General features: G+C 46.4%; 28 protein-coding genes and 6 pseudogenes. 18 read left to right on the top strand and 16 right to left on the bottom strand.

The genetic code is table 11. The features are described 5' to 3' along the window. Positions 1-13: 13 nt before the first annotated feature. From MN084_RS14275 to MN084_RS14285, 3 genes and pseudogenes are all read right to left on the bottom strand, one after another. Positions 14-220, bottom strand: a pseudogene (locus MN084_RS14275) (phage baseplate assembly protein); the annotation flags it as partial. Continuing rightward, entirely contained in the window at positions 213-536 is a 324-nt protein-coding gene (locus tag MN084_RS14280) for a hypothetical protein (protein ID WP_241087415.1), read from the bottom strand. The pseudogene MN084_RS14275 and the gene MN084_RS14280, both read right to left, overlap by 8 nt. Before the next feature lie 184 nt (positions 537-720). Beyond that, on the bottom strand, positions 721-1,392 hold the full coding sequence (locus MN084_RS14285) for a DNA circularization protein (RefSeq protein WP_241087414.1): 672 nt from the start codon (positions 1,390-1,392) through the stop codon (positions 721-723). 40 nt (positions 1,393-1,432) lie between these two features. Between MN084_RS14285 and MN084_RS14290 the strand changes: the two genes are divergently transcribed. Then, complete coding sequence (locus tag MN084_RS14290; protein WP_241087413.1) at positions 1,433-1,801, top strand: hypothetical protein; 369 nt, start codon at positions 1,433-1,435, stop codon at positions 1,799-1,801. A 2-nt stretch (positions 1,802-1,803) separates the two neighbouring features. Here MN084_RS14290 and MN084_RS14295 read toward each other — a convergent pair whose 3' ends face one another. Genes MN084_RS14295 through MN084_RS14315 form a run of 5 tightly spaced genes read right to left on the bottom strand, consistent with a single transcriptional unit; the run spans position 1,804 to position 5,055 of the window. Further along, the gene (locus MN084_RS14295) at positions 1,804-2,631 is read right to left on the bottom strand and encodes a hypothetical protein (protein ID WP_241087412.1); all 828 of its coding nucleotides are present in this window, start codon (positions 2,629-2,631) and stop codon (positions 1,804-1,806) included. Positions 2,632-2,640: 9 nt separating this feature from the next. Next, positions 2,641-3,690 carry a phage tail tape measure protein gene (locus MN084_RS14300; protein ID WP_241087411.1) on the bottom strand — a complete coding sequence of 350 codons (1,050 nt, stop codon included), beginning with the start codon at positions 3,688-3,690 and terminating at the stop codon, positions 2,641-2,643. 54 nt (positions 3,691-3,744) lie between these two features. Beyond that, positions 3,745-4,170 carry a phage tail assembly protein gene (locus MN084_RS14305; protein WP_241087410.1) on the bottom strand — a complete coding sequence of 142 codons (426 nt, stop codon included), beginning with the start codon at positions 4,168-4,170 and terminating at the stop codon, positions 3,745-3,747. Between the two features lie 3 nt (positions 4,171-4,173). Then, on the bottom strand, positions 4,174-4,530 hold the full coding sequence (locus MN084_RS14310) for a phage tail tube protein (protein WP_241087409.1): 357 nt from the start codon (positions 4,528-4,530) through the stop codon (positions 4,174-4,176). 12 nt (positions 4,531-4,542) lie between these two features. Continuing rightward, complete coding sequence (locus MN084_RS14315) at positions 4,543-5,055, bottom strand: phage tail sheath C-terminal domain-containing protein (protein WP_241087408.1); 513 nt, start codon at positions 5,053-5,055, stop codon at positions 4,543-4,545. Positions 5,056-5,106: 51 nt separating this feature from the next. On the opposite strand from MN084_RS14315, the gene MN084_RS14320 reads away from it, so the two are divergent. Further along, positions 5,107-5,241 carry a hypothetical protein gene (locus MN084_RS14320; protein ID WP_277400548.1) on the top strand — a complete coding sequence of 45 codons (135 nt, stop codon included), beginning with the start codon at positions 5,107-5,109 and terminating at the stop codon, positions 5,239-5,241. Between the two features lie 134 nt (positions 5,242-5,375). Here MN084_RS14320 and MN084_RS14325 read toward each other — a convergent pair. Then, positions 5,376-8,370, bottom strand: a pseudogene (locus MN084_RS14325) (Tn3 family transposase). 179 nt (positions 8,371-8,549) lie between these two features. Between MN084_RS14325 and MN084_RS14330 the strand changes: the two are divergent. Together MN084_RS14330 and MN084_RS14335 are read left to right on the top strand one after the other, a co-directional pair. Then, a complete protein-coding gene (locus tag MN084_RS14330) occupies positions 8,550-9,068 on the top strand; it encodes a hypothetical protein (RefSeq protein WP_330178127.1) in 519 nt (172 codons plus the stop codon). Positions 9,069-9,441: 373 nt separating this feature from the next. Continuing rightward, a complete protein-coding gene (locus tag MN084_RS14335; RefSeq protein ID WP_330178128.1) occupies positions 9,442-9,870 on the top strand; it encodes a thermonuclease family protein in 429 nt (142 codons plus the stop codon). Positions 9,871-10,308: 438 nt separating this feature from the next. Here the strand turns inward: MN084_RS14335 and MN084_RS14340 are convergent, their stop codons facing one another. Continuing rightward, positions 10,309-10,857 carry a replication initiation protein gene (locus tag MN084_RS14340; RefSeq protein WP_330178129.1) on the bottom strand — a complete coding sequence of 183 codons (549 nt, stop codon included), beginning with the start codon at positions 10,855-10,857 and terminating at the stop codon, positions 10,309-10,311. Between the two features lie 88 nt (positions 10,858-10,945). Here MN084_RS14340 and MN084_RS14345 point away from each other — a divergent pair. Then, a pseudogene (locus tag MN084_RS14345) lies at positions 10,946-13,940 on the top strand (Tn3 family transposase). Positions 13,941-14,018: 78 nt separating this feature from the next. On the opposite strand, the pseudogene trfA reads toward MN084_RS14345, so the two are convergent. Beyond that, positions 14,019-14,381 (bottom strand): annotated as a pseudogene (gene trfA / locus MN084_RS14350) (plasmid replication initiator TrfA); the annotation flags it as partial. A 605-nt stretch (positions 14,382-14,986) separates the two neighbouring features. Here trfA and MN084_RS14355 point away from each other — a divergent pair. The 12 genes and pseudogenes from MN084_RS14355 to MN084_RS14410 all read left to right on the top strand — a co-directional run bounded on the left by MN084_RS14355 (position 14,987) and on the right by MN084_RS14410 (position 19,610). After that, the gene (locus MN084_RS14355; protein ID WP_330178557.1) at positions 14,987-15,127 is read left to right on the top strand and encodes a hypothetical protein; all 141 of its coding nucleotides are present in this window, start codon (positions 14,987-14,989) and stop codon (positions 15,125-15,127) included. Between the two features lie 55 nt (positions 15,128-15,182). Beyond that, positions 15,183-15,461 (top strand): type II toxin-antitoxin system RelE/ParE family toxin, encoded by a 279-nt coding sequence (locus tag MN084_RS14360; protein WP_241086000.1) that lies wholly within the window; start codon positions 15,183-15,185, stop codon positions 15,459-15,461. Continuing rightward, the gene (locus MN084_RS14365) at positions 15,461-15,766 is read left to right on the top strand and encodes a HigA family addiction module antitoxin (RefSeq protein WP_330178130.1); all 306 of its coding nucleotides are present in this window, start codon (positions 15,461-15,463) and stop codon (positions 15,764-15,766) included. Before MN084_RS14360 ends, MN084_RS14365 begins: the two co-directional genes overlap by 1 nt. A 9-nt stretch (positions 15,767-15,775) precedes the next feature. After that, a complete protein-coding gene (locus MN084_RS14370; RefSeq protein WP_241085998.1) occupies positions 15,776-15,976 on the top strand; it encodes a type II toxin-antitoxin system RelE/ParE family toxin in 201 nt (66 codons plus the stop codon). Between the two features lie 12 nt (positions 15,977-15,988). Beyond that, positions 15,989-16,165 (top strand): carbon storage regulator CsrA, encoded by a 177-nt coding sequence (csrA, locus tag MN084_RS14375; RefSeq protein WP_241085997.1) that lies wholly within the window; start codon positions 15,989-15,991, stop codon positions 16,163-16,165. A gap of 266 nt (positions 16,166-16,431) precedes the next feature. Further along, positions 16,432-16,731, top strand: a complete 300-nt coding sequence (locus MN084_RS14380) for a HigA family addiction module antitoxin (RefSeq protein ID WP_277400178.1) — start codon at positions 16,432-16,434, stop codon at positions 16,729-16,731. Between the two features lie 78 nt (positions 16,732-16,809). Next, positions 16,810-17,004: a hypothetical protein gene (locus tag MN084_RS14385; protein ID WP_241085996.1), complete on the top strand. Its 195-nt coding sequence runs from the start codon at positions 16,810-16,812 to the stop codon at positions 17,002-17,004. Between the two features lie 3 nt (positions 17,005-17,007). Continuing rightward, complete coding sequence (locus MN084_RS14390) at positions 17,008-17,241, top strand: AAA family ATPase (RefSeq protein WP_241085995.1); 234 nt, start codon at positions 17,008-17,010, stop codon at positions 17,239-17,241. Between the two features lie 396 nt (positions 17,242-17,637). Further along, on the top strand, positions 17,638-18,057 hold the full coding sequence (locus tag MN084_RS14395; protein WP_330178131.1) for a hypothetical protein: 420 nt from the start codon (positions 17,638-17,640) through the stop codon (positions 18,055-18,057). A 138-nt stretch (positions 18,058-18,195) separates the two neighbouring features. After that, the gene (locus MN084_RS14400) at positions 18,196-18,450 is read left to right on the top strand and encodes a type II toxin-antitoxin system Phd/YefM family antitoxin (protein ID WP_241085993.1); all 255 of its coding nucleotides are present in this window, start codon (positions 18,196-18,198) and stop codon (positions 18,448-18,450) included. After that, positions 18,447-18,701: a Txe/YoeB family addiction module toxin gene (locus tag MN084_RS14405; RefSeq protein ID WP_241085992.1), complete on the top strand. Its 255-nt coding sequence runs from the start codon at positions 18,447-18,449 to the stop codon at positions 18,699-18,701. Before MN084_RS14400 ends, MN084_RS14405 begins: the two co-directional genes overlap by 4 nt. Before the next feature lie 31 nt (positions 18,702-18,732). Next, a pseudogene (locus MN084_RS14410) lies at positions 18,733-19,610 on the top strand (replication protein RepA). 602 nt (positions 19,611-20,212) lie between these two features. On the opposite strand, the pseudogene MN084_RS14415 reads toward MN084_RS14410, so the two are convergent. Continuing rightward, a pseudogene (locus MN084_RS14415) lies at positions 20,213-23,215 on the bottom strand (Tn3 family transposase). Between the two features lie 390 nt (positions 23,216-23,605). Between MN084_RS14415 and MN084_RS14420 the strand changes: the two are divergent. Beyond that, positions 23,606-24,684 (top strand): IS3 family transposase gene (locus MN084_RS14420; RefSeq protein WP_330178132.1). Its coding sequence is split into 2 segments (ribosomal slippage): positions 23,606-23,858 and positions 23,858-24,684, totalling 1,080 coding nucleotides; the frame shifts between segments, so codons are not numbered across the junction. A gap of 45 nt (positions 24,685-24,729) precedes the next feature. On the opposite strand, the gene MN084_RS14425 is transcribed toward MN084_RS14420, so the two are convergent. From MN084_RS14425 to MN084_RS14440, 4 genes are all read right to left on the bottom strand, one after another. Beyond that, positions 24,730-24,987: a hypothetical protein gene (locus MN084_RS14425; protein WP_241086006.1), complete on the bottom strand. Its 258-nt coding sequence runs from the start codon at positions 24,985-24,987 to the stop codon at positions 24,730-24,732. A gap of 19 nt (positions 24,988-25,006) precedes the next feature. Beyond that, positions 25,007-25,408: a type II toxin-antitoxin system tRNA(fMet)-specific endonuclease VapC gene (vapC, locus tag MN084_RS14430; protein WP_241086005.1), complete on the bottom strand. Its 402-nt coding sequence runs from the start codon at positions 25,406-25,408 to the stop codon at positions 25,007-25,009. After that, the gene (gene vapB, locus MN084_RS14435) at positions 25,408-25,638 is read right to left on the bottom strand and encodes a type II toxin-antitoxin system VapB family antitoxin (protein WP_241086004.1); all 231 of its coding nucleotides are present in this window, start codon (positions 25,636-25,638) and stop codon (positions 25,408-25,410) included. Before vapB ends, vapC begins: the two co-directional genes overlap by 1 nt. 204 nt (positions 25,639-25,842) lie before the next feature. Continuing rightward, positions 25,843-26,070, bottom strand: a complete 228-nt coding sequence (locus MN084_RS14440; protein WP_241086003.1) for a thermonuclease family protein — start codon at positions 26,068-26,070, stop codon at positions 25,843-25,845. Between the last annotated feature and the right edge of the window lie 85 nt (positions 26,071-26,155).

A 26,155-nucleotide genomic window follows, 5' to 3' on the forward strand; every position in this document is an offset into this window, starting at 1 on the left:
GATCTACATCATCGACATGGCCGGTGATGACAGTCTCGCCATCAATGCTGATGCGGCAGGCAGTGCCCGGCCGGATGGGTCGGCGGGTCGTCTGGCCGCTCCACTTCTCGGTATGCTCCAGCTCGAATTGGCCGCTGATCTGTTCGATGCCGCGCTGAATGCGGATGGCTTTCCAGCCACCGTAGCGGGTGCCGTTGGTTTCGAGGCGCACGTCAGACATTGAGTATCTCCAACGTATTGCCGCCGACGACGAAACCGGGGTGGCGGATCCGGTTGCGTGAAATCAGATCTGCATCCCTGCCGGCATCTCCATAGACCTGATGGGCCACTACCAATGCAGGCAGCGTAGTGGCCGGGGTGTGGTGACTGAGTCGAGGCAGCTGGGTGCCGCGATCGGCAATGTCTCGCACCAGAGCGATGCGCAGATCTGCCAGTGCCTGGTAGACGCTATCGTCAGCCGTTTCCATCTCCATATCGAGCCGCTCAGCCAGCTCGTCGCGGAGGGTGATCGCCTGGGTGTAGTTGTCGTATTCCACGGTGGCCGTGGTCCGTGTTGCTTCGATGATGGTGCTGCGGCGAATCAGTGCGGTGATGGCGGTCTAGTTTGATGACTGAATTGTGCGGCTGGAGGTGGTGGTGGCCACGGTTGCCAGCTTATCACCAAAGCTGAAGAGCCCTCGCAGCGACGCCAGTGAATTCAGGGGGCTTGTTACCTTGCTTTTAAGGCCGCCTAAAAGGCCGGTAAAGCGATCGGCCAAACTGGATGGTGTGCCAGATCAGGCTGGGCAGGTCTCCAGAGAGGGTGGCGAGATCCGGCCCCAGAGACTCCAACCCGGGTATGGAGGCAACCGCATCGTCGATACTGTCGGTGGCACTGTTGAGATCGACGAGGGCGCCGTTACGAACGAACTCCGGCACGTCGTCGGTGCTGAATGATTTAGCAAAGTCTGCAGACGCAGCGACTATTGCCACATCCGCCTTGGCATCGATCACCTGGCGGGTGTCGATGACGGCATCGGGCCGGGTGTTCTCTCCAGACTCGACAAAGGTGATGGTGAACTTGGCCATGCCGCCGTCGCGAGTGCTTTCGCGCTTGCGGGCGTTGCGGACAGCGACGCGCAGGGTGCCCATGAACGGGTGGACCAGGGTGCCGGCGCCGGGTTTTTCCAGTGCCTCGATCAGTGCGTCACGGGCGGTCATGTAATCGGGACCAATGACGAAACACTCTACATTGTGCTCGCGGGCCTTGCGCCCCAGGTCTTCTACATAGGGCTTATCGCGCAGTGGGTACTCATGGAGTTCGTTGCGACGGCCGAAGCTCATGCCGTCGGTTTCGATAACGAACTCGGCGTCACGGAATTTGCCCTGTCTCAGATTATCGCGCCAAGACATGTGCTACGATCTCTGTCGGGTTTAATTCAAGGAAAGAACGATGCTTCGCACAATCTGGAATATGATTATTGGGCTGGTGGTGCTTATCGCTGCGCTCAGTTTCTTTTATGGTAACGATACATCTGTAGACACTGATAAAATAGATGAGTACCGACAAATAGCGACCTCCATAGGGCTGGATTTTGACCGGGAATATGGCTACAGGGAATATGCAGATATCAAAAGAACAAACCAACTGGGTGTTGCTGGAGAGTATGAGTTTTTCCAAATAGGTGATGAGGTTGAGTCCATCTACTTTGCAAATAAAAATGTGACCGTAGTCAGGCGCATACGCCATGCTGAACCCTATAGCTACGTCAAGCTGCTGCGATTGGCAAAAGGGAGGGTTCCTGATCTGCATCTGTGCTGACATCACGGCCCCACCATCATCGCGCCGGTATCAACGTCAGCCTCAATGCCCTTTGATTCGAGTTGCCTGACATTGATGCGGTTGTCAGCGACCTCTATAGAGAGCTTTGCCGTGGGTGCTTCTGTAGTGAGTTTGTCATTAATAGCGAGAGTGCGTTTCGCTTCCTCGTTGCCAAAGAGTGCCAACACTCTGGCCACACCTTCACCGATCTGATCGGCAAGGTCGGTGCCTTCTATCGCCACCTTATAGATGCCGGTGCCCACTGCATAACCTGCAGCTCCTGCTCCGGCCACCATTCCAGCCGCACCCATAGCTGTGCCGCCGGCCGCCATCATCCCACGCTTCAACAGTCCGGCCTTTCTATACTGAGCGGCCTGGCTGTGCATATTACCGCCCCAGTACTTCGACCCTTTGAATCCCTTCATTCGCTGGTTCAGTTTCTTCGCGTCGAGGCGATTTCGCACCGCTTGTTTATGCCCCTCTCCAGTGGCGCGATAGCCACGGCCCTTTTTCCCTTTGCCGGCGGCTGACATGCCATCCATACCGGCCCCCGGCATGTTGACGACATAAACCGGTGTTGCCCCTCCAGCCATTCCCGCTGCCCCACCGGCCAGTCCCGCAGCACCTTTTTTACCACCGAACAGCTTGCCCACTCCCAGCTTCTTGGCGAGGATGAGACCGCCCACGCCTATCGCTGCTTTGGAGGTGACATCCAGAATCGTATCGACGGTCTTGGGGTCGAGCTTGTTGAGTGCATCGGCCATGTCCCGGATGGGGCCAGCGAGATTGCCATCGGCAAAGCGCTGCCATGCGGTGTAGAGGTTCTGCATGGCAGCCTCTTAAGTTTTGGCTGCGCGTGCTGAGTCTTCAAGCAACTTGGTACCGTCACCCTGGATCTGAAGGAACTTATCCAGAGTTTCAAATCCACCTGTTTTTTGATATTCAGCAGCGGCTTTTGTAATGGCTCGATAGCCCTCGCTACCGAACAACGATGAGAGAATGGTGGCTCGTCCTTTCGACTTGACCATAATCTCTTTAATAATACCGGGCATAGGACGGAACTCTTCGACCCCTGCTTTCAGCTTCTCCGGATCAAAAACCTCAATGCCGGCCGCCTGCAGCTCCTTACCCTTCTCAATGATCACCTTGAGCATGTTTTCGTATGCTGAAGTTGCCATCTCAGCACTGCCTGTGCCCATACGAGACATCTGCAGCAGTGCCCCCATTGCTTGAACGGCTTCCTGTCCTTCATAACCCATAGCAGAGAAAGCAGACACTGCGCGTTCACCTTGGTTTGCCAGATGCTGCAGGGTGAATGCCCCGGCCTTACCCTGGGTGACAAGGGTGTCTAGTGCGGTCAGCACCTCCTTGTCTACGGTAAGACCCAGTTTCTTAAACTCAGCCACAATGGCACCGATTGAGGCTCCCTCAGCACCCGATGCCTGGATAGCCAAGGCGATGTTACGCAGGTTCTCTCGAGCAAAATCAAGGTCCCCTATTTTCTCAACAATCTGCTCAATGGCTGAAGTGAGCTGACCCGGGTCGATACGGATATCCGGCGCACTGGCAACGTCATAGATCTCACGCTTGAGGGCATCCATCTCCTCTTTGCCTTTATTGGCTTGAATACCCAGCCGAGTAAAGCGTGTTTCCAGCCCCACCAACATCCGCATAGCACCGGCACCTGCCGCCCCAGTCAGCAGTGCGGTATAACGGTTGCCGGCGCGGTCGAGCATACGGCCGGTAGCCGCCACCGATTTGGAGAGCCGCCTCATGTGGCGCTGCCCGCACTTGCTGAACCGCCCCATCGCTTTTTCATAGCGCGCAGCCTTGCGCTCCAGGTTGCCCTGGAGGTCGATGGTGACGGAGGTTCTTAGATCGTTGCTCATTTATTGAGGTATTTCATCGTTCGAAAAAGACGAGTCAGGGGCATGGCGGCCGATTCACTCAGCTGCAGTCCCGTTACCTTGGCCATTGCCAGCTGGAGCTGCTCCACTATCGGCCCCAGCTGCATCATCTCGCCCCCGCGTACTCAGCCCCTCCATGGCGGCAGCGGCAAATACGGCTTCGTCCAGTTCGTCGGCTTTGTCCTGCAGACGATTGAGATCTTCCGGATGCAGGCGTTTGAGCTGCACCAGGTCGATGGGGCCCTGCAGATTACCGATGCGGGCAATCTGCCGACGCAGCAGCTCGGCACCCAGCAGTGTGGGGCTGACCACCAGGCCGGGGCCATCGGGTGTCATTACCAGTTTTTCGGATGCCTCGCGGGCATCAATGATGTCGCCTGCAGACAGCTCACGCAGGGTGGCTTCAACCAGTGTGTCATCGCCCTGCTTTAAGCCGTGTTTAAGGGTGACTAAAATAGCCATTTATCAATCCTCGTCGTAGGCGATGGCGGCCATGCTCAGATCAATCGATCCGCCATTAGCATCCAACTCGGGAGGCTCACTGGTCCAGGCTTCGAGCATCACAAAGCGCTTGCCGGTGTCAGTCTCGAAGATGACGGTGGCGTCAGTGATATCGGCCAACTCTTTCAGAGAGGTATCCTTGGTGTGCACCACCTTGCACTTCATGGTGGGTTCGACGTCGTCCTCCTTGAAGCCGTGAATTTGGCCGCCGCCTTTCATCGCCTCGCGGTTGATACCGCCCGGGTTGAAACTTGCGCCGTCGAGGGTGCGCAGCTCTTTGCCGTTCACCTTGATATAAGCGCGTCCTGTTACTTGTGCCATGAGTGTGTCTCCTTAAACGATGAACTGGATCTGGTTGGCGAAGACGCGGAACTGGTTGACCAGGTCCGGACTGCTCAGCACGTCGATGCGGTTGCGGTCGTCGTTGTTTCGCTCCACTAATAGATCGGTTTTGCACTGATCGAAGTTTTCCACCAGGCCTTTCTCTTCCAGCTCGCGGAAGAGGGCGAGCAGCTCGGCGCGGATGACGCTGGGGGTGACGATCGCCTGGCCGGGGCCGAAGCGGGTGCCGTCGTCGGCCAGTTTGTGGCGCGGGAACTTCTGGGTGATGCGCGCCCGGGTGGCGTAGCGGATATAGCTCAGCGTGGCCGGGGTGGTTACGTCCAGATAGCTGGGATCTGGCACGCCGAAGGCGTTCTTCTGGTAGGTGGTGATCTGGCGCTCAATGAGTACCCGGCCACCGGCATCGACGGTGTAGGAGGCGATGCCGTCGTAGAGGATCAGGTTGCGCTCCTCCATGGTCCAGCGCGCTTCCACCACCGGCGGCAGGATGCCGGTGAGCGGCAAGGTCTGCAGGGGCCGGGCCGGGCCGGGTCGATCGAAAGAGACGCAGCGGCAATGGCGGCGTTGACCGATGCCCAGATCCAGGGCGGTGTGGGGGATGCACCGACACCCATCACCGACAGCAGATTGCTGTTGCGGGTGTTGCCGAAGGTGCCGGTCTCGCCGTGGGTGCCTTTAAATGCCGAGTAGGCAATACCGTCGATCATGCGGGTGGGGCCCAACGATCGGCCAGATCGGTCTCCAGTGCGGGGTTCTGGGGACATTCCGTCCTAAAGTGACACTTATCTCTACAGCCCATACCCCACAAGGCCTACAGAGGTGGCTTAATTTTCATTTTGCACGATTGATTGCATAATTTCATCCAAATCTAGTAGGTTTTGTTCAAAGCTAAAGCTGTAAGTTCCGTTCAAATTGATGTTATGCCAAGCCACTGGCGAAACTTGCTTAATAATTTCCAACTTCTTATCGTCACTTTCCCCCTCAAAATGCTCAAGTAATCGCGTCAGTATCAGCGAATTAAAATAGATAATGGCGTTGGTTAATAGCCTCGCGCATTCATTCCACAAGACAATCTCATCGTCTGATTTTCCCTGGAAACGATTGCCATTCACATGTGCAATAGCACGCCGTAATTGATGATAAGCTTCCCCACGATTCAAGGCTCGCTGTACATAAGTTCTTAAACTAGCATCATCAATATAGTCCAGTAAGTACATGGCCTTGAGCATACGATTATATTCAGTTAAAGCTTTCAGCAAGGGGTGGTTTTGACTATAGCCAGAAAGCTTTCTAACAAGGGTCGCCTGCGTTATCGTCTTCTGCTGTAGTGATATAATAATGCGCTGTATCGTATCCCACTCATCGATAATTAATTCTGTATTAATAGGCTTTTTTAATGAGAGCGTTGCCTTATTGTCTTCTCCCTCATTTACATCAAAAAGATCTGATATCACGGTTCCAAACTGAGCATAGCGCGGCGCAAAGATATAGCCAAACAGGTCCAGCAAAGCAAAGTTAACATGATTAACGCCGTGCGTATCCGTTGACAAAATATCCGGCTTGATCTCCGAGGTATTGTTATGAAGCAGATCCAAAATAAAATGAGATTCATGTTCATTGGAACCAATAATCTGGGCATTCAAGGCTACATGATTGGCAATCAAGTTCATCGATGTTAGTCCTTTATTCGTGCCAAAATATTTAGATGAATAGCGAGTTTTAAAAGTCTCTAACCGTGATTCGAATTTTTGCCCGTCAGCACTGGCATGAATGAGTCCTTTTTGGATATTGTAATGCTTGAAGATTGATAATTTCGCTGTCGCATCGTTAATTGCATCATTGCCGAGGTTTAGCGTTTCAGGTCGCAAATAATTGGCCTGTACTGTGCGTAGATGATCATATGATCTATCAGAGATGCCGTGTAGGCCATAATAGGTTCCATTGCCAATGAGAGCCGCCAGTAAATCATTCAAATGATCACTCTGTCCGGACTGTACCTGGCGAACATGCTCAAAGTGCTTTAAAAATCCTGTTTCCTGATGAACGAAGCGTAATACATCGGCAATGTTAATCGGTTTCATACGATCGAAAAAGGGATTGTTTAAAGCCGATTTTGTGCCTGAATACGGCAACCTCCATTGAGTTTTTCCTGAGCGATTACGCAATACCACATTTCGATTGTCGCCCTCATCAATGCGCTGGCCAACCCGTTGCAGCTTATCGTTCATCTTTTTCTCCATCGATTTAACCCGCTGGGCAGGCTCTGTATTCATGCTATCTAGCATGGAACCTTTAAGTAGCTTGTCTTTCTGTGCCCAGGGGATATCTCCAACAAGGTCATCGTGTAATGCACGATATTTGATAGCCGTTGGTATAAAGATTTTCTCACCAAGATTATTTTTAGCTGCTAAATACAGCATCAACTCGTAACGCTCAGAGAGTACGTTGTTATCAATATTGATAACATACAATTGGTGTTTGGCTGGAATCAATCGTCGATCTGACGATGCTAATTCACCAGCACCTAACAACTCTTTTTTCATTCTATTTAATTGTGCAGATAAAGCCTGTGTATTGTCTGATCCTTCAAAGGTCAGGCATAAAAAAATGGGGCGTATTAAGTGCTGAATCAGTTCACGCTGCTTATCATAATAATTCCCAGATGTAATCATTTTTCGTGCGTTTTTGTTTCTTCAGATACAAGCACAGTGATTCTATTTCCCCTGCTCCAAGCAAGCCTTGTACCCGTTGTTTTATTTGTCTAAATGACACATGGTCATCAATGGTGTCGTCAATAAAAAAGTATAATAATTCAGCGGCTTTGCTAATATTTACTACCGCGCCATCCCAATCTTTATAGGCCATTTCCTTGGCATACGCTTTAGCTTTTTCACGTAACTTTCGGACATGATAAATAAACCCATCAGCCAAACGTTCAATATTGATTTGTACCCGCTCCTGAAGATAACAAAGTAAATAAAGCTGCTGCGTGACACGGTCGAAGCGTTTAAGCTTGGTTATAGAGTAGTAATCAACCATCGCCGCATAGTGCAGTCGGTTTTGTTGCGATAGTGATAGAGCAGAGGCCACTTGATTAACTTCATCCATCCAGGGCTGAATCAACTTGTTGACGTTCAACTCTTTCTCCAATTCTGGAGCATTAAAACTTTTCGCCGCCTGCTTAAGTTCTTTAACGGTTAGCATACCTTTTCCATCAACTAACTCAGCCAAGTTAGTAGCTAATTCATCTGATATGGTTGTCTTTAATAGATCAGAAAGTCGCTTACGTTCCTGTTTTATTACCTGACTGATAATTCGCTGAAGCACGGTATATTTAGGGATTCCTGTATGATTTCGAGCTAAGTATTCGGTGCAGGCATCAAATAAAAAGCGCGGCTCAATCCAGGATTTAGCAACCTGTTGCAAATAGGTAATGAGAGGTTCCTGATGTTGTTCCACACACCATGTTTTGAATCCCTGAAGGTTTATAATCTTGTCGTAGATACGTGTTTTCTGCTTATTGCTAACACTGAAGCGAGGGACTTTAAATTTAGGGAAATATTCTTCAGCAATAAAGGTGAGATCTGCTTTCAATTCCTTGTAGGCCGGATTGAGCTGAATGGGCTTGATCTTAAAGTAACCCAGCAGAGCAATAGCATAGCATTTATGATTGCGATCCCTGATGGATTTAATAACATCCTGCTCCAGATCATTCAGAGTAAAACTGATACGTTTTTCTTCCAGTGACAGGCTGGGAACGCCATATAAATCGTTAATTTCTGCTTCGTGGAGTACGGTCAGGCGTTCTTTATAAGGCATAGGCTTCTCGTAAAAGCCGGAATATTACTATAATTGGGATATTGCAGTGATTTTGAAAATTAAGGCACCTCTAGAAGCCTTATGAGGCGTGGGCTGTAGCGATAAGTGTCACTTTAGGACGGAATGTCCCCAGAACCCCATTTGCTTCTCCGAGTCTATCTGCCAATAAGTACGCCCTCTTGGCGGAAGGTATTTCTGTGCTCACGGCTAGTAGAGACAGCGAAGTTGCAATGGAGATAAACGGATCTGGTGTGTTTACCTCGCTACTCACTGATGCATTGAAAGGTGGTGCCGCTGACCTTCGAGGAAATATTACACCGGGATCATTGTATGCTTATGTAGATGAAGCGCTTGGTGCTTGGGATCAACGGCCCATTTTTAAAAGTAATGTATCTAGCTTTGCCTCACTGAGGAGCATCCCACCAAAGATTCCATTCGAAACGATGAGGAAAATAACCGAGTACTTCCCTTCACCAAACGATGAGCATCAACTGAACCCAAGCTATGAGGATACATCTGAATCTCCAAATACAACCAACGTAAAGGTATTTAAGATCCTTCAGAAATTTCAGAGTGTTGGGTTAGTCGTCCCTGTAGGTGAGGAATTCATGTATTACGCTGCAAAAAACTCTAAATCTTGCCGTTTAACTGCTTTTGGGTACCAGTATTGGCGGCTAGTAAACGAGAAAAAACTCTAGTTTTTGTGCCAAAGCGCCAAAATATCAGGTTTCTATATTTTACTGCTTAGCTTAGAGTAACTTTTCGTTCCATTGGGCTTCAGACCCCGTTTACCGTTGAGGGTTAAAAAGCAAGATAAGGAACAGCAGGCAGAAGCAGCTTTAACCGCAGACATGAAAGGGAAGAGCGATACAGTGGAAAGCTTTAAATTCTGGCCCATGTGCAGCTTGTTTAATGAAGAGCAGGTAGAATGCAGTAGCAGTAGCGAAAGAAGTCGTGTCTATGAGGTTTTGCACGTGAATATATCACCAGAAAATTGAGGTAATAATAAGGATGCTTAATTTAATCAGACGGATCCGAGAAACTTTGTTGAGCTTGCAAAGGAATCAGAGAATGAAATGGGGGTTAGTTTTTATGGCATTGTTGGCATCCGGCTTAGTTTCTGCTAAACAGACATACGGCACAGTCTCGCCCTCTGTAATCCGTAGTATTTATGACGGCGATACATTCAAAGTCACTATTTCTGAATGGCCCGCCATTGTCGGTAATAAGATCAGTGTTCGGGTCAATGGTGTTGATACTCCTGAAATGCGTGGACAGTGTGATCGAGAAATTAAACTGGCACGAAAAGCCAAGAAACATACTGTTGCTTTCCTTCGCTCGGGTGAAAAAGTTGAGCTTCGCAATGTTCAACGAGGTAAATACTTTCGTATTGTGGCTGATGTTTATGTTAGTGGGGAAAATTTAGCAGAATCATTAATAGTTGCTGGATTAGGTTATCGCTATTATGGCGGTAAAAAACAATCTTGGTGTGGACTATAAAGTATCCAGATTTCTCCAATCGGACAACTTTCGATGAAAAAAAGTATGGAAATAAGAATATAATACCGTATCGGTATGTTTTTTTGGGCAAGAACGACGAACCCCGTAAGCCCACCACGGCTTACAGGGTTCTGACCAGTAACCTTAATAGTAGAAGATCTCGCCCGTATGCCCAGCACTTACGATATAACGATAATACAATCAAACGGAATAACAAGAGGTGGATTAAACGGCGGTAATATGGCTGTCCACAAAGTCCACTAAGGTTTGAGGGAATGACAGTGGTTGGTTTTGATCACGAGATTGATGATGTACTTGAACGGGACAGATATATTTATCTCGATTGTGATTCTTGGTGGTTTGCTGTCCGACTAAGCCATTTAACACTTGAAAAATAACAGGCTTAAAACAAGATAAGCCTTTTGTGAACAGTCGAGCTTAGGAGTTTAAACTCAACTCCATTTGTTGCTTTTCGCTAAATTTGAATGCTAGGCCTTTCACTGTTCTCCCGTCCATGACTTTCTCCCATTCAACCAAATATTCTGACTTATCGTTAATTTCCTTCACAGCTGGTTCGATGACACGCCGACGCAGCTCCGCGAAACGTGGATACTGCCCTTTCTGTATCTGCAGGATATCGCGGAAATCCTCTATCTTTATGTTTCGCCATCCCGTCTTACGGTATTGCATAAGTAGTTCATAGATGCGGATTGCGTAGAATCTACGGAACTTGGCAACATGCTCGATCTCGATGGTGGTGAATCGTTTTGCAAGCATCGTGATGTAAGGCTTAATTGACTGGCTGAAATTCGCTTCTATGCGCCCTTCCCTATCAAAATAGTCCACATAGTCCATCCACGCCTGATGTCTCCCCCGGTTTTTTTCTATGTCTGAGGTTCGTATAACCTGCCCTACTAAGTGCAAAGCTCCCTCTTTGGGGTTCTGGGGACATCCCGTCCTAAAGTAACACTTATCGCTACAGCCCATGCCTCATAAGGCTTCTAGAGGTGCCTTAATTTTCAAAATCACTGCAATATCCCAATTATAGTAATATTCCGGCTTTTACGAGAAGCCTATGCCTTATAAAGAACGCCTGACCGTACTCCACGAAGCAGAAATTAACGATTTATATGGCGTTCCCAGCTTGTCACTGGAAGAAAAACGTATCAGTTTTACTCTGAATGATCTGGAGCAGGACGTTATTAAATCCATCAGGGATCGCAATCATAAATGCTATGCTATTGCTCTGCTGGGTTACTTTAAGATCAAGCCCATTCAGCTCAATCCGGCCTACAAGGAATTGAAAGCAGATCTCACCTTTATTGCTGAAGAATATTTCCCTAAATTTAAAGTCCCTCGCTTCAGTGTTAGCAATAAGCAGAAAACACGTATCTACGACAAGATTATAAACCTTCAGGGATTCAAAACATGGTGTGTGGAACAACATCAGGAACCTCTCATTACCTATTTGCAACAGGTTGCTAAATCCTGGATTGAGCCGCGCTTTTTATTTGATGCCTGCACCGAATACTTAGCTCGAAATCATACAGGAATCCCTAAATATACCGTGCTTCAGCGAATTATCAGTCAGGTAATAAAACAGGAACGTAAGCGACTTTCTGATCTATTAAAGACAACCATATCAGATGAATTAGCTACTAACTTGGCTGAGTTAGTTGATGGAAAAGGTATGCTAACCGTTAAAGAACTTAAGCAGGCGGCGAAAAGTTTTAATGCTCCAGAATTGGAGAAAGAGTTGAACGTCAACAAGTTGATTCAGCCCTGGATGGATGAAGTTAATCAAGTGGCCTCTGCTCTATCACTATCGCAACAAAACCGACTGCACTATGCGGCGATGGTTGATTACTACTCTATAACCAAGCTTAAACGCTTCGACCGTGTCACGCAGCAGCTTTATTTACTTTGTTATCTTCAGGAGCGGGTACAAATCAATATTGAACGTTTGGCTGATGGGTTTATTTATCATGTCCGAAAGTTACGTGAAAAAGCTAAAGCGTATGCCAAGGAAATGGCCTATAAAGATTGGGATGGCGCGGTAGTAAATATTAGCAAAGCCGCTGAATTATTATACTTTTTTATTGACGACACCATTGATGACCATGTGTCATTTAGACAAATAAAACAACGGGTACAAGGCTTGCTTGGAGCAGGGGAAATAGAATCACTGTGCTTGTATCTGAAGAAACAAAAACGCACGAAAAATGATTACATCTGGGAATTATTATGATAAGCAGCGTGAACTGATTCAGCACTTAATACGCCCCATTTTTTTATGCCTGACCTTTGAAGGATCAGACAATACACAGGCTTTATCTGCACAATTAAATAGAATGAAAAAAGAGTTGTTAGGTGCTGGTGAATTAGCATCGTCAGATCGACGATTGATTCCAGCCAAACACCAATTGTATGTTATCAATATTGATAACAACGTACTCTCTGAGCGTTACGAGTTGATGCTGTATTTAGCAGCTAAAAATAATCTTGGTGAGAAAATCTTTATACCAACGGCTATCAAATATCGTGCATTACACGATGACCTTGTTGGAGATATCCCCTGGGCACAGAAAGACAAGCTACTTAAAGGTTCCATGCTAGATAGCATGAATACAGAGCCTGCCCAGCGGGTTAAATCGATGGAGAAAAAGATGAACGATAAGCTGCAACGGGTTGGCCAGCGCATTGATGAGGGCGACAATCGAAATGTGGTATTGCGTAATCGCTCAGGAAAAACTCAATGGAGGTTGCCGTATTCAGGCACAAAATCGGCTTTAAACAATCCCTTTTTCGATCGTATGAAACCGATTAACATTGCCGATGTATTACGCTTCGTTCATCAGGAAACAGGATTTTTAAAGCACTTTGAGCATGTTCGCCAGGTACAGTCCGGACAGAGTGATCATTTGAATGATTTACTGGCGGCTCTCATTGGCAATGGAACCTATTATGGCCTACACGGCATCTCTGATAGATCATATGATCATCTACGCACAGTACAGGCCAATTATTTGCGACCTGAAACGCTAAACCTCGGCAATGATGCAATTAACGATGCGACAGCGAAATTATCAATCTTCAAGCATTACAATATCCAAAAAGGACTCATTCATGCCAGTGCTGACGGGCAAAAATTCGAATCACGGTTAGAGACTTTTAAAACTCGCTATTCATCTAAATATTTTGGCACGAATAAAGGACTAACATCGATGAACTTGATTGCCAATCATGTAGCCTTGAATGCCCAGATTATTGGTTCCAATGAACATGAATCTCATTTTATTTTGGATCTGCTTCATAACAATACCTCGGAGATCAAGCCGGATATTTTGTCAACGGATACGCACGGCGTTAATCATGTTAACTTTGCTTTGCTGGACCTGTTTGGCTATATCTTTGCGCCGCGCTATGCTCAGTTTGGAACCGTGATATCAGATCTTTTTGATGTAAATGAGGGAGAAGACAATAAGGCAACGCTCTCATTAAAAAAGCCTATTAATACAGAATTAATTATCGATGAGTGGGATACGATACAGCGCATTATTATATCACTACAGCAGAAGACGATAACGCAGGCGACCCTTGTTAGAAAGCTTTCTGGCTATAGTCAAAACCACCCCTTGCTGAAAGCTTTAACTGAATATAATCGTATGCTCAAGGCCATGTACTTACTGGACTATATTGATGATGCTAGTTTAAGAACTTATGTACAGCGAGCCTTGAATCGTGGGGAAGCTTATCATCAATTACGGCGTGCTATTGCACATGTGAATGGCAATCGTTTCCAGGGAAAATCAGACGATGAGATTGTCTTGTGGAATGAATGCGCGAGGCTATTAACCAACGCCATTATCTATTTTAATTCGCTGATACTGACGCGATTACTTGAGCATTTTGAGGGGGAAAGTGACGATAAGAAGTTGGAAATTATTAAGCAAGTTTCGCCAGTGGCTTGGCATAACATCAATTTGAACGGAACTTACAGCTTTAGCTTTGAACAAAACCTACTAGATTTGGATGAAATTATGCAATCAATCGTGCAAAATGAAAATTAAGCCACCTCTGTAGGCCTTGTGGGGTATGGGCTGTAGAGATAAGTGTCACTTTAGGACGGAATGTCCCCAGAACCCCTATCAGCTCCGTTTACAGTGCAGTTGCTCCCCTGTAACCCAGGCATGAGCAACCAGGCCGCTTTCCTTTAGCTCGTCACAGGCTATCCCAACCTGTTCCCGCCACTTCTTCGGCCTGGTCGATTCTGAGCCGCCCATAAGCCGGAAGGTTTCCAGCTTCAACGGGAACGGTTCCTTGTGCGAGGCAAAGTAATCGAACATACGGCGTGCTGTAGGGGATAGCTTACGGTACTTGTCCCAAATAAAGCGTGAGTAGTAATCACCAGCGAACAGCACAACCATTTCTTCATCAATCATTACCTGGCATCGAGAATTGCGATTGCCTCGCTCCAGGACACGGAATCGGCTTATAGGTGAAAGTGATTCACTAATACTGTCCATGATAACCCATTTACCGCAAATCCGCATTGATCTGGATTTTTAAGTGGTGCAGAATGAATCAAATCTCTTATATTTTGATTCGCCATGCCAGAGAATGAAATTTCACCAGAAATGCGCCTCTTTAAGTCCCACCGGAGAGCGTTTGTACCTCACCGCCTCGGAGAGGGGACACTTTCTCTCCGCTCTCGACGAGGAAGACCCCACCAACCGTATGTTCTGCCAGTTACTCCATTTTACCGGCTGCCGACCGACTGAAGCGTTACAACTAATACCGCGCCGGGTATTGATCGAGGAACAATCGATTGTTTATCGGTCGTTAAAGAAACGGAGGTTTGATAGTCGGGGCCGGGAGAAACAGCCGCAGTACCGCACTGTGCCGGTGCCACAATCTTTCATAGAGCATCTTGACCTAGTGTTTGATCTGCGCGCTAGGCTAAAGCGAAACCGGGGCCTGGATAACCGCTTATGGCCGATGAGTCGGCCCACGGCCTACCGCCTGGTCAAACGGGTGATGGATCGTGCCGGCATCGTCGGGCATCGTCGGCAAGCAGGCAACTGGGAAGGGGCTACGTCATGGCTTTGGGGTTGCAATGGTCACAGCCAAGAAGCCATTGCCACTTCATGTACTATCACAGCTCATGGGGCATTCCGATACCAAAACCACTGAAATCTATTTACAGGTCGTGGGTGAAGAAAAGCGCCAACTCGTAGCCGATGCCTGGGAGGGGTGATACAAAGTCACGGGTTGCGCATCGCGCACCTTTATGCCATACTGAAAGTCAACTTATGATTAAGACATTTAAGCATAAAGGGCTTAAATTATTTTTTGAGGCCGGTAGCACTGCGGGTATTCAAGCCGCACACAGCACCAAGATTCAAGATCGTCTTACGTTTTTGCATACTGCAACCTGTGTCGAAGATATGGATCTTCCCGGTTATCGCCTTCATGAGTTAAAGGGGAAGTTGGCAGGTCATTGGGCAATTGATGTTAGTGGTAACTGGCGAATTGTTTTTAAGTTTGAAAAAGGCGACGCTTACGTTGTTAATTATGAGGACTATCATTAATGGCTATTCGACAATTTAATCCACCGCACCCAGGCGGAATGATTGAACGCACCTACATTGAGCCATTCAAGGAAGTTACAGCGGCAAACATTGCGCGTGAGCTTGGAGTCTCTAAGAGCACCCTTAGCCGATTGCTTGCAGGGAAGTCAGATGTATCACCGGAAATGGCCGTAAGGCTGTCGGCAGTTCTTGGCCGATCCGCTGAAAGCTGGTTACTGATGCAGGACAATTACGATCTTTGGAAAGCTCGGGAGGTAGTTGACGCCGATCAGCTAGAGCGTATCGACTTCAGTCAAGTCGCGTGAATCAAAATAGTGAGACCTATAGGACTAGAAAAGTTCTTTACCAAAGGAAGCACGGCAGGTATTCAATCTGCTCATGCTACAAAGATTAGCGACCGACTGGCGCTCTTACATGCGGCCACAACCGTTGAAGATATGGATAAGCCAGATTATCGGCTACATGAGCTGAAAGGTAAGTTAAAGAGCCTAACGGAAATATGCACTATAAATTGAGGTAATGAAAGGATGCTTATTTTAACTAGACGGATCGGAGAAACCTTGATGGTAGGTGATGAAGTTTCCGTTACTGTATTGGGTGTGAAAGAGAACCAAGTGCGACTTGGTGTAAACGCTCCAAAGGAAGTAGCGGTACACCGTGAAGAAATCTATGACCGAATTCAGCGTGAAAAGGAGTATGACTAGTCGCAATAGTTTCTTCATTTTTTGCTTGCCTGCTGATTGCAGGTTGTTGGTGATGAAAAGCGCCAAATTGTGACAGAGGCATGGGGTAACTAAAAGCTTAACTAGGCTTTGTGGTTTTCTTTTTCTTTGTTGTTTCTGCCGGTAAGTTTGCTGCTTCCTTTTGGAACTGGTCACGCTGTTGGCGTATATCGGAGATGACATCTTCTAGCTGTTTTTGAGTTTGAAAATGGCCACGCCTATATCGTGAATTATGAGGATTACCACTGATGAGCATTGAACAACATAACCCCATGCACCCAGGGGCGTTTATCAAGCGAGTGTATCTGGAGCCTAATAATATTGGCTCCAATGCGCTGGCCCGACAGCTGAAAGTCAGCACCGGCCTGATAAGTCGCCTAGTTAATGAGAAAACCGGGCTTTCCTCTGAAATGGCCTTAAAGCTGTCTGTAGTGCTGGGCCGCTCGCCGGAAAGCTGGTTGCTGATGCAGGACAATTACGACCTATGGCAGGCCAAGAAAGTTGTTAATTTGGAGGAGTACCAGCAATTAAAGCTGGCATCGGCCTAACGGAAAGACTCACTGAGACTAAAATATTTTTTTGAGTTTCAAAAAAGTAATAAGACTTGATTTCTTACAGGTGTGTTTATGATCGATTTTACCCAGATCGGTAAAAACTGCGACGAGGTAGGCAACAAAGCCGCTGCTGAAACTCACCGCCAGGGGCGGCCTACCGTTGGTTGGGACAAGAAAAAGCGCCAGGTAATTAGACGCTGGCCGGATGGTAGAACAGAGGTTTTAGAGCATATCGAATCTTCCCAGGCTAAAAAGAAAAGTGTCTAGTATATGAGTACGGATGAAACGGGGCCGGTGATGGTTATTGTCGCTGGCCCGAATGGAAGCGGTAAAAGTACAACAACAGCTCGATTCTCAAAAGACGGCTACGAGGTCATAGACCCGGACCGGATAGCCCGCAACCTCTCCCCTAATTCTCCAGAAGATTACTCGGTTGCTGCCGGTAGGCAGGCCATTAACCGAGCCAGGGAAAACATATTGCAGGGCAATAGTTTTTTTGGTTGAAACCACTCTTTCATCAAAGGGGGTTTATCAGCGCCTGGTTGATTCAGCCAAGCAGATTATCGATGGTCACAGTTCCAGCTTCCCGATCGCGTGGCCGTGTGACCAATTTTTAAGTGTTGCGAGTATTTGTCTACTTTTAGGGGGCATAGATTACGTGGCTCTCAGGGCATTTTATCCTAAGTGTCTACTTTAACCGCCCTAAACCCCTTCACTATACAGGGTGTCGGCTTTTAGAAGCTTTAGAGCTAGTTCCTAGCCGGGTACTTGTCGATGAAGTCCAGGTGGTTTTTAGAAGCCTAAAGAAAAGGAAGAGAGACAATAAGGGAAGAGTTAAATTGCCGAAATACCGAACTGTACCAGTGCCCCACCGCTTTATGGAGCATTTGGATTTAGTTTTTGGTATACGACAATGTGGAGGTAGAAAAACCACGCCTTGTTCGAATCAATGATCCTACTGTTGGTGCTGGCGGAATGTTATTAGCCGCTTTGAATATCATCCATCAGAAGCATGGGCCGGAGTCTTTGGCCTGGGTCTCTCTTACCGGGATCGACATAGACCGGCGCTGTGCCCGAATGTTTCCTGTACAGGTGCTTTCCGGACTGTTTGTTCATCAATTCCAGCTGGGCGAACTGGTCTCATATCGCGGTAACACACTGGGCGATCCTGCCGAGTGGTCAACTGTCTGTCATTACTCCAGGAGAGATCTACCAGAACAGCCAAAACCGGCTGATCATCCTATCGTTAAAAAAGCCGTAGCCGAGGCGATAATCAAACACACCACGAACGACACTACAGGCCAATTAGCCTTATTTTGAAGCGGGTTACACTATGCAGATCCTCGAGACCTGCATAGTGTAACCCTCTCTCCCCGCAGATAATTTTTTCATTCTTCCATTGCGTACTTATTTATGTACAAGTACAATATTAAGTACCTATTAAGAGAGGTGATTTATATGGACACTATGAGTTATTCAACCTTCCGCTCCAATTTGGCGAGTACCTTAGACCAGGTTAATGAAGATCATAAGCCCGTTCTGATTACACGCCAGAACGGGAAGCCAGCGATTGTTATCTCTGTAGAAGATTTCAATTCATATGAAGAGACAGCCCATCTGATGGCCAGTCCTAAGAATGCAGCTCGTTTAATTGAATCTGTCAATGAAATCGAAGCGGGTGAAGCAGCAGAAAAGGACTTGATTGAAGAATGATTTTATCGTGGTCTACCAACGCATGGGAGGATTATTTGTACTGGCAAGCCACAGATAAAAAAACTCTCAAGCGTGTAAACACGCTTATCAAGGATACTCTTCGACACCCTTTCAAGGGAATAGGCGATCCTGAACCGCTCCGCCACCAGTGGACAGGCTACTGGTCGCGCAGGATCGATAAAGAGAACCGCTTAGTTTACAAACCAACAGACGAGGCGCTGTATATCGCACAGTGCCGTTACCATTACTAAAAGCTTGTGTAGACAGCGCCAGGGGAAAGCCATGAGTGAAGGACTCATTCTCACAAAGCAAGAGAATAAATTGCTGGATAGTTCGGCTCAGATCGCGTCAGATCCCCCCACGGGTGAAGACATGGCGTTTACCCATGCCGTGCTGTGCCAAGTAGGGCTACCAAGATCTAAGGTTGATGGTAGGGAGTTTATGCGGCAATCTGGATCTGCATGGGTAAACATTCAGGCTGGTTGGTTGGATGAAGGTAAGGGTCCCGTGCAGCAGCTTGTACCCTATGGAGTTATGCCCAGACTCGCCTTAGCTTGGCTTTCTACCTACGCTGTAAGAAACAAGTCCCAGGAGATCTCCATAGGAGATAGTGCGGCTGAGTTTCTACGTTTGATGGGAATGGATCGGCAAGGCGGGAGATATACAACACTACGAAAACAAATGCATGCATTGGCTGCTTGTCGTTTGCAGCTTGGTTTCAAGGGGCGTACTTACAATGGTGAGCCGATAAGGCAATTTGATGCATGGCTATCTGACCATGAAGACCCACAGCGGACACTTTGGCCTGGTGTGCTCGTGCTGTCGAGTAGTTATTATGATTCGCTGATCGAAAGTGCCGTACCACTAGATAATCGGGCAATGCTGGCATTAAAAGGGTCAGCATTGGCGCTAGATGTGTATACATGGCTTGCCCATCGTCTTCATCGGATTGAAGGTAGGCCGGTGATACTGCATTGGAAATCTTTAAGGGAACAATTTGCCCAGGAGTATAGTGGTCCAGAGGCGGGAAGAAATTTCTTCCCGCCTTAAAAAAGGCTCTAACCGTGTACCCAGAAGCAAAGGTTAAACAGGTCACAGGAGGTCTTATGCTGATGTATTCACCTCCTCCGATCCCGTATAGGAATAAAATGGTGCGTTAAATCGGACCCCCCCTTTCTGACAACGCGCGTAGGATCGGACTCCCGGTCCTCAGAAACGTGCGTTAAATCAGACCCCCTAGTCCTCAGAAACGTGCGTTAAATCAGACCCCCTAGTCCTCTGTTATGTGCGTTAGATCGGACCCCTCCTGCTTGGGTTACTTGTCCCTCTTCTCGATTGGAAAGCCGTAACCCATATATCTATATGGCATGTGAATAAGCTTGTGGATACAGAGACTTATCCTCGTTATATTGGCCCCCCCTATTTGAGTTAAATCGGCCCCCCTTTTGGTACTTATTCGCATTAAATCGGACCCCCTTGGCGCGTTATATTGGCCCCCCCTAAACCTGTAAGGTTTGCCTTTAATCTTTTACCTATAAATTACTACCTGTAATTATCCGTGCAAATTTGTGGATAACAGATAAAAAAGGAATGCTCGCCATTGGCTCGCATGCCATCTAAATGGCTTCCTCACGTCAGCCAAACTGTCAACAATCAACCACCGAACGCGGCATACGCCGTGAAAGAGGGGTTCTGGGGACATTCCGTCCTAAAGTGACACTTATCTCTACAGCCCATACCCCACAAGGCCTACAGAGGTGGCTTAATTTTCATTTTGCACGATTGATTGCATAATTTCATCCAAATCTAGTAGGTTTTGTTCAAAGCTAAAGCTGTAAGTTCCGTTCAAATTGATGTTATGCCAAGCCACTGGCGAAACTTGCTTAATAATTTCCAACTTCTTATCGTCACTTTCCCCCTCAAAATGCTCAAGTAATCGCGTCAGTATCAGCGAATTAAAATAGATAATGGCGTTGGTTAATAGCCTCGCGCATTCATTCCACAAGACAATCTCATCGTCTGATTTTCCCTGGAAACGATTGCCATTCACATGTGCAATAGCACGCCGTAATTGATGATAAGCTTCCCCACGATTCAAGGCTCGCTGTACATAAGTTCTTAAACTAGCATCATCAATATAGTCCAGTAAGTACATGGCCTTGAGCATACGATTATATTCAGTTAAAGCTTTCAGCAAGGGGTGGTTTTGACTATAGCCAGAAAGCTTTCTAACAAGGGTCGCCTGCGTTATCGTCTTCTGCTGTAGTGATATAATAATGCGCTGTATCGTATCCCACTCATCGATAATTAATTCTGTATTAATAGGCTTTTTTAATGAGAGCGTTGCCTTATTGTCTTCTCCCTCATTTACATCAAAAAGATCTGATATCACGGTTCCAAACTGAGCATAGCGCGGCGCAAATATATAGCCAAACAGGTCCAGCAAAGCAAAGTTAACATGATTAACGCCGTGCGTATCCGTTGACAAAATATCCGGCTTAATCTCCGAGGTATTGTTATGAAGCAGATCCAAAATAAAATGAGATTCATGTTCATTGGAACCAATAATCTGGGCATTCAAGGCTACATGATTGGCAATCAAGTTCATCGATGTTAGTCCTTTATTCGTGCCAAAATATTTAGATGAATAGCGAGTTTTAAAAGTCTCTAACCATGATTCGAATTTTTGCCCGTCAGCACTGGCATGAATGAGTCCTTTTTGGATATTGTAATGCTTGAAGATTGATAATTTCTCTGTCGCATCGTTAATTGCATCATTGCCGAAGTTTAGCGTTTCAGGTCACAAATAATTGGCCTGTACTGTGCGTAGATGATCATATGATCTATCAGAGATTCTGGCCATGCCGTGTAGGCCATAATAGGTTCCATTGCCAATGAGAGCCGCCAGTAAATCATTCAAATGATCACTCTGTCCGGACTGTACCTGGCGAACATGCTCAAAGTGCTTTAAAAATCCTGTTTCCTGATGAACGAAGCGTAATACATCGGCAATGTTAATCGGTTTCATACGATCGAAAAAGGGATTGTTTAAAGCCGATTTTGTGCCTGAATACGGCAACCTCCATTGAATTTTTTCTGAGCGATTACGCAATACCACATTTCGATTGTCGCCATCATCAATGCGCTGGCCAACCCGTTGCAGCTTATCGTTCATCTTTTTCTCCATCGATTTAACCCGCTGGGCAGGCTCTGTATTCATGCTATCTAGCATGGAACCTTTAAGTAGCTTGTCTTTCTGTGCCCAGGGGATATCTCCAACAAGGTCATCGTGTAATGCACGATATTTGATAGCCGTTGGTATAAAGAGTTTCCCACCAAGATTATTTTGAGCTGATAAATACAGCATCAACTCGTAACGCTCAGAGAGTACGTTGTTATCAATATTGATAACATACAATTGGTGTTTGGCTGGAATCAATCGTCGATCTGACGATGCTAATTCACCAGCACCTAACAACTCTTTTTTCATTCTATTTAATTGTGCAGATAAAGCCTGTGTATTGTCTGATCCTTCAAAGGTCAGGCATAAAAAAATGGGGCGTATTAAGTGCTGAATCAGTTCACGCTGCTTATCATAAAATTCCCAGATGTAATCATTTTTCGTGCGTTTTTGTTTCTTCAGATACAAGCACAGTGATTCTATTTCCCCTGCTCCAAGCAAGCCTTGTACCCGTTGTTTTATTTGTCTAAATGACACATGGTCATCAATGGTGTCGTCAATAAAAAAGTATAATAATTCAGCGGCTTTGCTAATATTTACTACCGCGCCATCCCAATCTTTATAGGCCATTTCCTTGGCATACGCTTTAGCTTTTTCACGTAACTTTCGGACATGATAAATAAACCCATAAGCCAAACGTTCAATATTGATTTGTACCCGCTCCTGAAGATAACAAAGTAAATAAAGCTGCTGCGTGACACGGTCGAAGCGTTTAAGCTTGGTTATAGAGTAGTAATCAACCATCGTCGCATAGTGCAGTCGGTTTTGTTGCGATAGTGATAGAGCAGAGGCCACTTGATTAACTTCATCCATCCAGGGCTGAATCAACTTGTTGACGTTCAACTCTTTCTCCAATTCTGGAGCATTAAAACTTTTCGCCGCCTGCTTAAGTTCTTTAACGGTTAGCATACCTTTTCCATCAACTAACTCAGCCAAGTTAGTAGCTAATTCATCTGATATGGTTGTCTTTAATAGATCAGAAAGTCGCTTACGTTCCTGTTTTATTACCTGACTGATAATTCGCTGAAGCACGGTATATTTAGGGATTCCTGTATGATTTCGAGCTAAGTATTCGGTGCAGGCATCAAATAAAAAGCGCGGCTCAATCCAGGATTTAGCAACCTGTTGCAAATAGGTAATGAGAGGTTCCTGATGTTATTCCACACACCATGTTTTGAATCCCTGAAGGTTTATAATCTTGTCGTAGATACGTGTTTTCTGCTTATTGCTAACACTGAAGCGAGGGACTTTAAATTTAGGGAAATATTCTTCAGCAATAAAGGTGAGATCTGCTTTCAATTCCTTGTAGGCCGGATTGAGCTGAATGGGCTTGATCTTAAAGTAACCCAGCAGAGCAATAGCATAGCATTTATGATTGCGATCCCTGATGGATTTAATAACGTCCTGCTCCAGATCATTCAGAGTAAAACTGATACGTTTTTCTTCCAGTGACAGGCTGGGAACGCCATATAAATCGTTAATTTCTGCTTCGTGGAGTACGGTCAGGAGTTCTTTATAAGGCATAGGCTTCTCGTAAAAGCCGGAATATTACTATAATTGGGATATTGCAGTGATTTTGAAAATTAAGGCACCTCTAGAAGCCTTATGAGGCGTGGGCTGTAGCGATAAGTGTCACTTTAGGACGGAATGTCCCCAGAACCCCAACATAAAGGAAGCGCTAAGCGCTTCTATAGATAAACTAACAATAGATAAGAAGAGTACGAAGCCCCCTAAGTATTTTGTTGAATCTACATTACTTTCAGCAATGACTAAAGCATCAAGATACGTTAGTGACGAAGAGCTTAAAAAAGCCCTAGATGACAAAAATAGTGGTTCAATTTGACCTTTCCCCCAGAAATAGAGCCATGACAAGGATGAGATTTCCAATTAGTCTGTGTATTAGGAGATCTCAAGATGAAGAAGAAGCGTTACAGAGAAGAGCAAATTATTGGTGCCATCAAGCAGCATGAGTCAGGGGTAAAAGTTGATGACATTTGTCGTCAGTTCGGCATTTCAACCGGGTGCTTTTATAACTGGCGAAGCAAATACGCCGGGATGGATGTCTCAGAAGCCAAACGGCTCAAAGAGCTTGAAAGCGAAAATAACAAGCTTAAGAAGTTACTTGCCGAGAAAATGCTTGAAGCTGAGGCGATGAAGGATGTGCTCTCAAAAAAGTGGTAAAGCCTGCTGATAGAAAACAAATCGTGAGCTACCTTAAGTCGCGGTTCAAATTAAGTGAGCGTAGAGCTTGCCTATTAGTAGGCTTAAGTAGAACCGCTTTTCGGTACGTTACTCAATGGGGAAAAGATGAGCCTCTACGCAAACGGTTACTTGAGCTGGCAAAAAAGCATCCGAGTTATGGTTATTTGTTTTTACATGGCCTCCTGAGAGGAGAGGGGCTTGTGAAAAACAAGAAGCGGACCTACCGAGTCTATAACGAAGAAGGTCTTCAAGTGAGGACTAAAAAACGCAAGAAGATAATACGACCAAGAATGCCAACGATTATGCCCATTGGTAAAAATATACGCTGGTCAATGGATTTTGTCAGTGATCAGTTGGCTAATGGTCGCCGCTTTCGAGTATTTAATGTGATTGATGATTACTCAAGAGAAATTATTGGCCAGCTCTCTGACTTCTCGATCAATGGTCACCAGGTCGCTCGTTTTTTAACTCAGGTGATTGAGCTAAGGAGCGCTCCGGATCAAATAATCTGCGACAACGGTACTGAGTTTACTAGCAAGGCGATGTTCTACTGGCAAAAAGAAAGTGGCGTTAAGCTAGGTTTTATTCAGCCAGGTAAGCCTACTCAGAATGCGTTTGTAGAAAGCTTAAACGGTAAATTCAGAAATGAATGCTTAAATCAGCATTGGTTCAGGTCCATTGATGACGCTAGACATGAAATTGATCAATGGCGAGAGCACTACAATCACGTGCGGCCTCATAGCGCATTAAATTATTTGTCACCTGTGGCCTTTGTGAATAGGGCCGCTTAGAATGAATTATCTCATCCAAGTCTTGGTATTAAGATGGGGGGAAGGTCATGACAAAGAACCTTCGTCAGTAGGAACTAGCCCTCTGCGTATATCAATAAAATCCGGCCCGTTTTCGTGGTAAAGAAAAGTAATCCCCCCCCGATCCTCTAGCGAATTGAAGATATCAATTATTTCATCGTCTAAAAACTCGTCGGCTTCAAGCTCAGTGGTATTAATTACAATACTATCTTGACCGCCAAAAAACTCATCAAGCCATGCATCAACATGATGGTCAAAGCTCTTAATTAATGTCCGGTAACCCATAATAACTCCCCTTTTTTCTTCACTTAACCCAATTCTCTAAACGTAATCCTGGGACACGCTCAAATTCACCCACATTATTACTGACCACTATCAAACCCAGTGAACGGGCATGGCCCGCAATCATCTGATCATAGGGGCCAATGGGCCGCCCCGCCTTGGCCAACTCTGCCCGAATCTGGCCGGTATGCTGTGCCGCTGCACTGTCATAGTCCAGTATCTCTAGTCGAGCTGCGAAAGTTTCAATTGTGCGGGTGTTCTTTGCTGGATTGCTAGACTTCTCCGCGCCGTAAAACAGCTCCATTAGGGTCACTGAAGAAACGGCTAACTGGCCCTCGTTTGCATTAAACACTTCTCGCACTGTGGCTGGGCGGTTCTTCATCGTGTAAATCACGATATTGGTATCTAGTAGGTATTTCAGCATTAAAACGCTTCTCGCTCTTGGTCGGCGGGCTGCTCACGTTCGGCCATAAAATCAGCCGTCACACCTTCACCATCAAACCAGCTATTCCAAGATTCTTCCGTAGGTGCAATCAATCGCGCGTTACCCATAAGAATCACATTCACCTTTTTTACCCCATCAGGGAACTCAAGAGCTTTCGGGATTCTAACCGCCTGACTTTTGTTGTTTGTAAAAATCGTTGCTTGTGCCATGACCCATTACCTCGACATATCCAAATTGTATATACATTATCGATTATCATGCTGCATATGTCAAGTGTATATACAACGGACTCACCACCTATTTTGATTTAATTAAGGCCCTGGATAAAGTTCATCAAACCCCGATGACTTTACCCACCGCCATGCGCTCACGCGCCCTTGCGTCACTGCGTTCCGCCCCTGGCATCACTAGCTTTAACACCATGTTTTTTTCTTTTTGCCGCCATAGGGGTAGCCCAGGCCAGCATTGAGTAGTGATTTGGTGAGACTCTTACCATCGACGTAAACATCAGCCACAATTCTAAAATATTTGCCTCGCTTAATGTTTCTAAGCTCTACTCGCCCACCGGATAGTAAGAAAGCCACGGTGTGCTTCTTGGCTCGACGCGCCAGCTTGATTTCCCGTTCGCACTGCCCACGCATTTCTGGAGTATCAACCCCCGCCACTCTAACGCTAATCTTGTCGCCTACAATAGCCGGCCACTCATCGATAATTACTTTAAACGTA

It is taken from the genome of Candidatus Vondammii sp. HM_W22, from assembly GCF_022530855.2.
Lineage (GTDB): Bacteria > Pseudomonadota > Gammaproteobacteria > Chromatiales > Chromatiaceae > Vondammii.